The organism is Humibacter sp. (genome assembly GCF_051954055.1).
GTDB lineage: Bacteria > Actinomycetota > Actinomycetes > Actinomycetales > Microbacteriaceae > Humibacter.
The window spans coordinates 1-10,317 of the sequence record NZ_JBQCIE010000039.1 but is presented as its reverse complement, the minus strand read 5'-3'; the positions used below and the strand labels follow the sequence as shown (position 1 = coordinate 10,317).

The window sequence follows — 10,317 nt, the reverse complement described above, 5'->3', positions numbered from 1 at the left end:
CCCCGCCGGAGCGCGAGCCCGGCAGCGTCTTCACCTACAACCAGTTGGCCACCTACACGCTCGCCGCGATCATCCAGCGCGGTTCCGGCGTGCGACTCAGCGAGTACCTGCGGCCCCGACTGCTGGAGCCGCTGGGCATCGCCCCGGTGGGCTGGCAGCAGGAGCCGGTGGATGTCGAACTCGGCTTCTCCGGTCTGTTCGCGACCCCGGAGGCCGTCGCGAAACTCGGGCAGCTGTACCTCGCGGGCGGAGTGTGGAACGGGCAGCGCCTGCTGCCGGAGTCATGGGTGCGCGAAGCGACCAGCAAGCACGTGGACAACGCAGCGCCCGGCGGACTCACTCAGGCCGACTCCGACTGGGAGCAGGGGTACGGGTTCCAGTTCTGGATGGCCAGGCACGGCTATCGCGGCGACGGCGCGTTCGGCCAGTACTGCATCGTTCTGCCCGAGCACGACGCCGTCGTGGCGATCACGTCGCAGACCGTCGACATGCAGGACGTGCTGAACCGTGTGTGGAAGCACCTGCTCCCGGCGTTCCACGATGCGCCGCTCCAGCCTCGGCCGGCGGGCTCGGATGCGCTGCACGACCTGCGCTACAGCATCGGCTTCGAGGAGACGCTCGGCTCGCTCGCCCAGCTCGACGGCTCTGCGGCCGGCGAGTACCGCCGCGCTGATGACGCCATGTCGCTGGAGGAGTACGAGGCGCTCGCTGCGGTGACGCTGGAGCGCGACGGCGACGGGTGGCGAGCGACGCTGCGGGAGCAGGACGCCGCAGAGCCGACCGACGCCGAAGACGAGGGCATCGACGGATGGGTCGCGGCAGTGGGTCCGCGCCGCACCTCCGGCACGCCGTCCGGAACGGTCGGCGGCCGCATCGGCGACGGAGAGTGGGTCGTGACCGAGGGTGCGGATTCGGGAACGCTCGAGGTCCCGGTCGCGGTGCGTGGTGGCATCCGCTCGTCCGACGGCATCGTGCGCGTCGACGTGGCCTTCATCGACACGCCGCACCGGCTCATGCTCGCGTTCGATACGGATGCCCGCAGCGTCACGCCGCGCTGGACCACGCGGGGGCTCGGCTTCGACGGCGCCTATCAGCTGCGGGCGGTGCGCCCGGGCGAATCGTTCGCCGTGCAGCGCTGACGGTCCTGCACCGACCGCCGGGGCCTCAGCCGACGGTCGGCACGTGCTCCGCGTCCGGCGGACGCACGCCGCCGTCTGCCGACCCGCGACGGAGCGTCAGCGCGATCACGGGGAACAACAGCACGGAGATCATGCCGGCTCCCACGAGAGCGCTGGCCGTGCCGGTGGAGAGGTCGTGCTCCTCGAGACCGATGTTGGTGACGGCCACCATGATCGGCAGACCGGTCGCGGCGAACAGCGTGAGCGCGCCGCGATCACGGCCGGTCGACCCGGGCGGTGCGGCGATCGTGCCGGGGAGGCCGCGCACGATCAGCAGCAGCACGACGAAGATCGGCAGCAGGATGAGTGCTCGCGAGTCCGCCAGCAGCCCCCGCAGGTCGAACGTGACGCCGGTCGCGATGAAGAACACCGGAACGACGAAGCCGAACGCCACCGCCTCGAGCTTGCCCTCGATCTGCTCCGCGTCCTCCTTGCGCGCACCGGAGAGCAGCACCCGGGTGAGGATGCCCGCGGCGAACGCGCCCAGCAGCATGTCCAGGCCGAGCACGATGCTCAGACCGACGAGCGCGGCGATGATCGCGATTGCGAAGCGCACGACGAACTGACCGCTCGTGTGCAGTGTGGCGCGCACCAGCCGGTGGAACCTGTCGTGCGTGCCGCGCGACGCGAACCACACGCCGAGTCCCGCGATCACCACGAACCCGCCGAGCACGAGCGCCGCCGACAGCGGTGTGCGCCCGGACAGGAACAGTGAGATCGCGACCAGCGGTCCGAACTCGCCGACCGCTCCGACCGCCGTGACAGCCAGGCCGAAGGGCGTCTTCAGCTCGCCGGCATCCCGGAGCAAGGGCATGAGGGTGCCGAGCGCTGTCGAGCACAGCGCGATGCCCACGTAGACGCCCGCGATCGGGGTGGGCGCGAGCAGGATGCCCAGCACGAGCCCTCCGACCAGCGAGATCAGCCATCCGATCGTCGCCCGTCTCAGAGGCCGGCCCCTGATCGTCGCGAAGTCGATCTCACTGCCCGCCATGAAGAAGAGGAACGAGAGGCCGAAGTTCGAGAACGTGGTCAGCGCATCCGTCTTCGGAATCCAGCCCAGCACGCTCGGGCCGACCAGGATGCCCAGCACGATCTCGAACACGACGAGCGGGAACGCGGCCACGCGTCCGACGAGCCTGGTGAGAATCGGGGCGAGCACCGCGAGCAGCGGAATGAGCACGATGGATGTGATGGCCCCCATGCAGGCGATGCTATGGGCACGCCGAGGTCGCGTCACCCCATGCGGACGAGGTGGCGCCCGTGCCGGTCCCGCTGCGACGCCTCGACCTAGCGTGAAGGAAAGCGCTTCTGGGGAGGAAATCCATGTCGAAGGAATTCAACGGGAGGATCGCGCTCGACGTGCGTGACTCGGTCGCTGACTGGTCGCCGTACGAACTGCCGAGGGCTCGCGAGGGCGCGCCCAACGTTCTCGTCGTGCTCTACGACGACACCGGCATGGCCGCATGGTCGCCCTACTGCGGCCGCATCAACATGCCAACGATGGACCGCCTCGCCGCGGGCGGCCTGACCTACACGCAGTGGCACACGACGGCCCTCTGCTCACCGACGCGCTCGTGCTTCCTCACCGGCCGCAACCACCACAAGAACGGCATCGGCGTGATCATGGAGGGCACCAACGGGTTCCCCGGGCTCTCCGGCCGCATCCCGGAGGAGTGCGCTCCGATCAGCCACCTCCTTCAGGACAACGGCTACTCCACGTTCTGGGTGGGCAAGGACCACGATGTTCCCGAAGAGGATGTCGCCGGCGGCGGCGCTCGCCGGCAGTGGCCGGTGCAGCAGGGCTTCGACCGCTTCTACGGCTTCCTCGGCGGAGAGACGAATCAGTGGTATCCCGACCTCGTCGAAGACAACAAGTTCATCGACCAGCCGTCCAAGCCCGAGGACGGATACCACCTCTCGAAGGACCTCGCCGACCAGGCGCTGCGCATGCTGCGAGACCAGCACGCATCCAACCCGTCCAAGCCGTGGTACCTGTGGTTCTGCCCGGGGGCGAACCATGCTCCGCACCACGCGCCGCAGGAGTACATCGACAAGTACAAGGGCGTCTTCGACGACGGCTACGAGGCGTATCGCGAGTGGGTACTCGCCCGCATGATCGAGAAGGGCATCATGCCGGAGGGCACGCAGCTCACGCCGATCAACCCGATGCCCGAGGACCAGGCGAACCCGGCCGACTGGGTGCGCCCGTGGGACGAGCTCAGCGACGACGAGAAGAAGCTGTTCGCGCGCTTCGCCGAGGTGTACGCGGGCTTCAGCGAGTACACGGATGCCCAGGTCGGCCGCATCGTCGACTACCTGGCGGAGACCGGTCAGCTCGACAACACGATCATCTTCTACTGCGCCGACAACGGGGCATCGGGTGAGGGCAGCCCGAACGGGTCCGTGAACGAGAACAAGTTCTTCAACGGATACCCCGACGACCTCGCCGAGAACATGGCGATGATCGACAAGCTCGGCTCACCGGACACGTACAACCACTACCCGACGGGGTGGGCGACCGCGTTCTCGACACCGTTCCAGATGTTCAAGCGCTACTCGCAGTTCTCCGGCGGCACGTGCGACCCCATGGTCGTGCACTGGCCGGCGGGCATCAAGGCGCGCGGCGAGATCCGAAACCAGTACCACCACGCGACGGATGTCCCGGCCACGATCCTCGACCTCGCGGGGCTGGAGATGCCTCAGGCGTACCGGGGCGTCGAGCAGTACCCGATCGATGGCATCTCCATGCGCTACAGCTTCGATGCCCAGCCGGACGGTCCGACGCAACGGCACAGGCAGTACTACGCCATGCTCGGAACGCGCGGCATCTGGGAGGACGGGTGGAAGGCATCCGCGATCCACGCACCGCTCACCGGGCACGGCCGCTTCGACGAGGACCGCTGGGAGCTGTACCACGTCGAGGAGGACCGCTCGGAGTCGAAGGACCTCGCCGCCGAGCACCCCGACAAGGTGAAGCATCTGGTGGATGTCTGGCTCGAGGAGGCGAAGGCGAACTTCGCGCTGCCACTCGACGACCGGTCGGCACGCGACCAGCTCACGATCGAGCGTCCCCAGGCCGAGCCCGCCCGCACGAGGTACGTGTACTACCCGGGCACGACGGCCATACCGGAAAGCGTCGCGGTGAACGTGCGCGGCCGCTCGTACAAGATCGTCGCCGAAGTCGACCTTGGAGCGGATGCCCAAGGCGTGCTGTTCGCGCACGGGTCGCGCTTCGGCGGTCACACCCTGTTCGTCAAGGACCACAAGCTGCACTACGTGTACAACTTCCTGGGCATCCCGCCCGAGCAGCACTTCGAGTCCGGCGAGCTGACGCCAGGACCGCACGCGCTCGGCGTGGAGTTCGAGAGGCAGAGCGCCGGAGAGAACGGCGAGTTGATCGGAGTCGCGCGGCTCTACGTCGACGATCGGGTCGTCGACGAGGGCCCGATGCGGGCGCAGATCGGCAAGTTCACGCTGAGCGGGGACGGCCTGTGCGTCGGTTACGACAGTGCGGATGCCGTCAGCCGGCAGTACGAGGGAACGTCGTTCCCGTTCACCGGCGGCAAGCTGCTCGGCGTGGGCATCGACGTGAGCGAGGAACAATACCTCGACCTGGAACGGGAGGCGCAGGCGGCACTGGCCCGCGAGTAGCTCAGCTAGCGGGAGGCGGCGTCATCTCGGCGGAGCGCACCGCGACGATCTTGTCGACCGCCTGCTGCAGGCGCTCGACGGCCGGCGCATCCTTCTGGGAATGGTCGTGCATGACGAGGCCGAATGCGGCCATCACGAGCGTGACGGCGGCGACGGCCACCTCGTGCGAGGGGGCCCGCTCCTCGGCGAGCTGCACGAACTGTTCGCGCACGGTGGCCATCCACTGGCTGAAGGCGGGGACGAGCTCGGGCCGGTGCTTGATGACCTGCTTCATGCGCCGGTGGTCGAGGCGCGCGTCGGCCGGCTCGCCGACGAGGTGGCACAGTGCGGGCACGAGGTCTCCGGTCGCCGCACGGAACTGTTCCACGACAGCCTCCGAGATCGCGGTCTCCGGAAGGCCGAGCGCCGCGGCAGCCTTCGACGGGTAGTAGTTGAAGAACGTGCGGGGTGAGACGTCGGCGTGCTGGCAGATCTGCTCGATGGTCGTGCCGTCGAGACCGTTCTGGTCGACGAGGTCGAGCGCTGCCTCGTGGATGGCCTGCCGCGTCTGATGCTTCTTGCGCTCTCGCAGGGTGTCTGCGGCGGGCTGTTGCGCGATGCTCATGGTGTTTCCATTCTGCTCTGTCGCAGCCCGGGACGGCCGGATCGCGGCCGTCCCGGGCCGTACTGCGAGACCTAAGCGCTCTGCAGGCGGATCGAGCCGGTCTCGGTCATGCCCGCGGCATCCGCCTGCTCCTGCAGGGCGGACGTCGTGCGAAGCGGCGGCACCCTGAAGAACCAGCTCAGGATGAACGCGAGCAGGATCACGCCGAACCCGACCCAGTAGACCGAGACGACGGCCTGGGTGAACCCGACCATGAACGGCTTGCTCAGTCGACTGTCGGCGCCGTTCAGGAACGACGTGTCACTGGTCGAGGTGTTCGACGCGGTCGAGGCCTTCGAGTTCGCCTTGGTCAGCTGCTTCTCCAGCGTCGGCGTGAGCTGGTCGACCCAGTGCGTCCGCTGGTTCGAGTTCGACCAGTTCACCACGACTCGTCCGTCCACGACCGTGGCGTAGGCCTTCTGGGCCACCGCGGTCAGGGCTGCGCTCTCCGCGGCGGGAGTCGCTGCGGCGACCTGCTGCTGGATCACGCCGGGGGCCGCGGCCTCCGGGATGGCGCCTGCGGCGACCTGGGCGTCGACGGCGGCGGTCACCTTGTCGGTGACGGCCTTGTCGGCGGCGGCCTTCGCGGCAGTGGATGCCTGGTCCAGGTTCTTCTGCACGTTCGACTTGATCGGGTCGACGATCGGGGTCCACAGCTGCTTCATGATCGCCTTGTTGTCTGCGGCGTTCGCCACCTGCGGGTTCAGCGCGGCGTCGAGCGCAGCGGTCAGCGTCGGCTTGTCGGCCGTGGCGTGCACGATGTTGGTCGGCAGCACGGAGAACAGCACGGAGAGCATGATGGCGGTGCCGAGCGTTCCACCGATCTGGCGGAAGAACGTGGCCGCGCTGCTCGCAACGCCCATGTCGGTGGCCTTCACGGCGTTCTGGCTGGCGAGCACCAGCGACTGCATCAGCTGGCCGAGGCCGAGGCCGATCACGAACGTGCCGAGCATGAGGAACCAGAGCGGGCTGTCGTACTTGAGGAACGTCAGCACCACGAAGCCCACGGCGGTGAACAGCGTGCCGGTCACCGGGAAGATGCGGTACTTGCCGGTGCGCGCCACGAGCTGGCCGGAGCCGAGCGACGCGATCATGAGGCCGATCACCATCGGGATCATCGCGAATCCGGATGCCGTCGGGCTCAGTCCGGTGACGATCTGCAGGTAGAGCGGAATGGTCATCATGGCACCGAACATGCCGAAGCCGACGAGCACGCCGATGACGGTGGCCATCGAGAACGTGCCGGAGCGGAACAGCTTGAGCGGGATGATCGCGTCATCCTTCATGAGTCCCTCGATCACTATGAACGAGACGATTCCCACGCCGCCGATGATGTAGCAGGCGATCGAGCCGGCCGAGGTCCAACCCCAGTCACGACCCTGTTCGGCGACGAGGAGCAGCGGAACGAGCGCAACGATGACGGCCGTCGCGCCCCACCAGTCGACGCGCGGCTTGGCGTGCTTGCCCACCTTGGGCAGGTGCAGGAACGCGATCACCATGAGGAGCGCGATGATGCCGATCGGAACGTTGACGAGGAACACCCAGCGCCATCCGGAGATCCAGAGGATCTGACCGGCACCGGCGAAGATGCCGCCGACGAGCGGGCCGATCACGCTGGAGATGCCGAAGACGGCGAAGAAGTAGCCCTGGTACCTCGCTCGTTCACGCGGGGCGAGGATGTCGCCCATGATCGCCAGCGGCAGCGCCATCAGCGCGCCGGCTCCGATGCCCTGGAACGCGCGAAACGCGGCCAACATGAGCATCGAGGCCGAGAACGACGACAGCAGAGAACCGATGATGAACACCGCGATGCCGAAGATGAACAGCGGCCGCCGGCCGAAGACATCCGACAGCTTGCCGTAGATGGGCACCGAGATGGTCGAGGTGATCAGATAGGCCGTGGTGACCCAGGCCTGCTGCTCGAGACCGTGCAGGTCATCGCCGATGGTGCGGATGGCCGTGCCGACGATGGTCTGGTCGAGCGAGGAGAGGAACATGCCGGCCATCAGGCCGTAGATGACGAGGAGGATCTGCCGATGAGTCATGATCGGCTTCGATCCCGATGCGGAACCAGGTGAGGTTCGCACAGGAGCAGTAGCGGTGGACATGCCGGCCCTTCGAGTGACGAGTGAATCGGGACGCGTCGCGCTCGTCACCGTCAGTCGGCGCCGAGCGCCGACGTTGGCGGGCAATTTCTTGCAGGCGATGCAAGAATACGCCGATCGTGCAGACTATGCAAGTTTACTGGTGCTGCAAGTTTGCCTATCAGGCAAATGTGCGGATCTGCAAGAACTCAGGGCCGGAGGAACTCGCGGAGGCGCGCGGCGAGCACGCCGGCGTCCGCGTCGTGTCCCTGTCCCTCGAGCACGTCGAACTCTCCGCCGCGGGCGCACTCGGCGACCTCGCGAGCCCCGTGCTGCATCAGGTCCGGCCCCGCATCGCCGGCCAGCGCGAGCACCGGCACCGAGATGGATGCCACCAGCTCCGACGGCACGCGGCTGTCGCCCAGCACGGCGTCGTCGTGGGCGAGCGTCGGCGCGATGGCGGTCATGCCCGACCACGCAGGGGACTGACGGATGCCTGCGAGCGCGTGCTCGGGCATCCCGACGCGGCGGAGGAACAGTTCGACCGCAGCGTCGCGGTCCCCGTCGGCGAGAGCGTTCGCGAGTGCTGCGCTGTATTCGCGGGCATCCGTCGCGAGCGGCTCCGGCATGAACGGCGGCTCGTAGACGGCTACCGCGCGGATGCGGGTGCCGAACCTCGCTGCTGCCCGGAGCGCCAGCGCACCGCCGGATGAGATGCCGACCAGTGCGGGCGCTCCGCACGTGGTGCCGGTGGAGTCGAGGAGCGCGTCGAGGAGGGCATCCAGATCCTCGAGCTCCCGGTCGACCGAGTACGGCTCGGTGTCGCCGCTGCGCCCGCGGCCGCGGCGATCGTAGAGCAGCACGGTGAAGTCCTCGTCGAGTTGCGTGCAGAGCGGGCGCATCGGGCCCGAGTCGCGGAAGCACATCGCGCCGTCGATCAGGATGACGCCCGGTCCGTCGCCGTGCAGCTCGTGGGCGATCTCGGTCCCGTCGGCGGAGCGCACAGCGGTGGTGACGGTGTCGGACATGGTGTTCCTTTCGTTCAGGATGCTCGGACGCTCGGCGTCGCCTGCGCGAGCAGGTCCGCTAGCTGGTCCAGCGCCTTGGTGAAACCGTCGTGCACGCCGTTCGCCACGGCGAGCTCCCGCTCCAGCGGCGACACGAAGACGAGGCGCACGTCGAGGCGAGTGCCCTCCTCGACTTCGGTGAGAGTGATCGTCCCTACGGATGCGGGGCGGTCGGAGATGACGTTGCCTTGGGCATCCGATCCGGTCTCCGCGTAGACGATGCGATGATCCGGTTCGATCTCGCGGTACACGGCGCGACTCCAATGGTCGGCGCCGTCGGGGGAGCGCAGCCGGTAGTGCCACACTCCGCCCACCCGGAAGTCGACGCTGCACTCGACGACGCGGCACGTTGGCGGCCCCCACCACTGCATGAGGTGGTCGCGCTCCGACAGGGCGCGGAACACGAGCCGGGGCGTCGCGGGCAGGGTCTTGGAGAGCCGGATGGCCGAGGCATCCGTCGTCATCGTGCCCGTCCCTTCGTGCCGGTGTGCCTCTCGTGGGGCGCCTCTTCCTCGCCGAGGGTCGCGAGGTAGTCGCCGAGGTTGTCGAGGCTTCCCGCCCAGAGGCGCTCGTATGCGCGGGACCATTCGCCGAGGTCGTGGAAACCGGCCGGCTCGAGCCGGCACACCCTGCGCTGAGCGTCGCGGCGGCGTGAGACGAGGCCGGCGCCCTCGAGCACGGTCAGATGCTTGGAGACGGCGGGGGCTCCGACCCCGAGCTTCGTGGCGAGGTCGCCCACAGTGGCCTCGCCGGCATAGAGGGTCTCCACGATGCGGCGGCGCGTACGATCGGCGAGCGCGGTGAACACGGCGCCGATGTCGTCTTTTCCTCGTGAGGCAATTTCCACACGAGGAAAATAACGCCGTCGGCGGTGCGGGTCAAGACCCGAGTTGACGAATGAAGGCGTTCACGTCGCCGGTGGCCGAAAAGCGGGAATCCTGGAGGCGAAGTGACCCGAACACTCGGCCGCCAGGATTCCCTTTCCATCCCTCTGGGAAACGCACCGTTGGCCTCCCCTCCTGGGGATGCCTGCTGGGAGTGCCTGGTGCCACATCCAGAGGATATGAAGTCCAATGTACCGCACATCGTGGCCCCCATTTGGGGGTTGATTTCGATTCGGCCGATGTGGGATACGGGATGCGATCATTTCGCGAGCTCGGGCCCGTCGTCGGCTCCGTCTCGGCACCGCTGCGCGACCTCGATGCGGAGCGCGATGCGGTCGCTGCGCACTTTTTGGGTCTGCGCCTGAAGGGCGCGTGCGAGCGAGCCTGCCTTCGCCGTGGCGGTGGACGAGCTCGGGGCTGTGACCGCCACGTCCGCTCTGATGGACCGTGCAGAACGGTCGGTGCGCACGCTCGTCACTCCGTCGGAGTCCTCCAGCAGTGGGACGAGCTGGCGCGCGAGCATCCGGAACTCCGCGCCGGCGAACTCGGATGCGATGAACTCGATCTCGGCGGCGTACTCGGGCATGCCCCCAGGTTGGCGACGCGTCCTCGGCGCCGCATTGGTCACGGCTTTGCCCGTGCTGAAAACGGGCGCGGGCGACCGGGCCGGGCCGGCCCACCCCCTCCAGGGTGAGACTACGTGTGTGCGATGAGACCACGTGCATGGCGCCTAGGGTCATCCCATACGGGTAGTCTCACCGCCGGTCGTGTCACCCGCCGCTCTGTCGCTCGGGGGTGCCGACCGGCGAC

General features: G+C 68.1%; 9 protein-coding genes. 2 read left to right on the top strand and 7 right to left on the bottom strand.

The genetic code is table 11. The annotated features are described in order from the left end of the window. Positions 1-1,139: serine hydrolase domain-containing protein (locus ACTHNC_RS05270; protein WP_440293551.1), on the top strand; the 1,139-nt coding region annotated here is incomplete at its 5' end. 25 nt (positions 1,140-1,164) lie between these two features. On the opposite strand, the gene ACTHNC_RS05265 is transcribed toward ACTHNC_RS05270, so the two are convergent. Then, positions 1,165-2,379, bottom strand: a complete 1,215-nt coding sequence (locus ACTHNC_RS05265; protein WP_440293550.1) for a cation:proton antiporter — start codon at positions 2,377-2,379, stop codon at positions 1,165-1,167. Between the two features lie 122 nt (positions 2,380-2,501). On the opposite strand from ACTHNC_RS05265, the gene ACTHNC_RS05260 reads away from it, so the two are divergent. Beyond that, positions 2,502-4,829, top strand: a complete 2,328-nt coding sequence (locus tag ACTHNC_RS05260; RefSeq protein WP_440293549.1) for an arylsulfatase — start codon at positions 2,502-2,504, stop codon at positions 4,827-4,829. Position 4,830: 1 nt separating this feature from the next. Here the strand turns inward: ACTHNC_RS05260 and ACTHNC_RS05255 are convergent, their stop codons facing one another. The 6 genes from ACTHNC_RS05255 to ACTHNC_RS05230 form a co-directional block, all read right to left on the bottom strand. Further along, positions 4,831-5,433: a TetR/AcrR family transcriptional regulator gene (locus ACTHNC_RS05255; protein WP_440293548.1), complete on the bottom strand. Its 603-nt coding sequence runs from the start codon at positions 5,431-5,433 to the stop codon at positions 4,831-4,833. A gap of 71 nt (positions 5,434-5,504) precedes the next feature. Then, complete coding sequence (locus ACTHNC_RS05250; RefSeq protein WP_440293547.1) at positions 5,505-7,517, bottom strand: MDR family MFS transporter; 2,013 nt, start codon at positions 7,515-7,517, stop codon at positions 5,505-5,507. A 248-nt stretch (positions 7,518-7,765) separates the two neighbouring features. Continuing rightward, positions 7,766-8,584: an alpha/beta fold hydrolase gene (locus ACTHNC_RS05245; RefSeq protein ID WP_440293546.1), complete on the bottom strand. Its 819-nt coding sequence runs from the start codon at positions 8,582-8,584 to the stop codon at positions 7,766-7,768. 14 nt (positions 8,585-8,598) lie between these two features. After that, the gene (locus tag ACTHNC_RS05240) at positions 8,599-9,087 is read right to left on the bottom strand and encodes an SRPBCC family protein (RefSeq protein WP_440293545.1); all 489 of its coding nucleotides are present in this window, start codon (positions 9,085-9,087) and stop codon (positions 8,599-8,601) included. Next, positions 9,084-9,470: an ArsR/SmtB family transcription factor gene (locus tag ACTHNC_RS05235; RefSeq protein WP_440293544.1), complete on the bottom strand. Its 387-nt coding sequence runs from the start codon at positions 9,468-9,470 to the stop codon at positions 9,084-9,086. Before ACTHNC_RS05235 ends, ACTHNC_RS05240 begins: the two co-directional genes overlap by 4 nt. 296 nt (positions 9,471-9,766) lie before the next feature. After that, positions 9,767-10,093 (bottom strand): hypothetical protein, encoded by a 327-nt coding sequence (locus ACTHNC_RS05230; RefSeq protein WP_440293543.1) that lies wholly within the window; start codon positions 10,091-10,093, stop codon positions 9,767-9,769. Positions 10,094-10,317 lie beyond the last annotated feature (224 nt).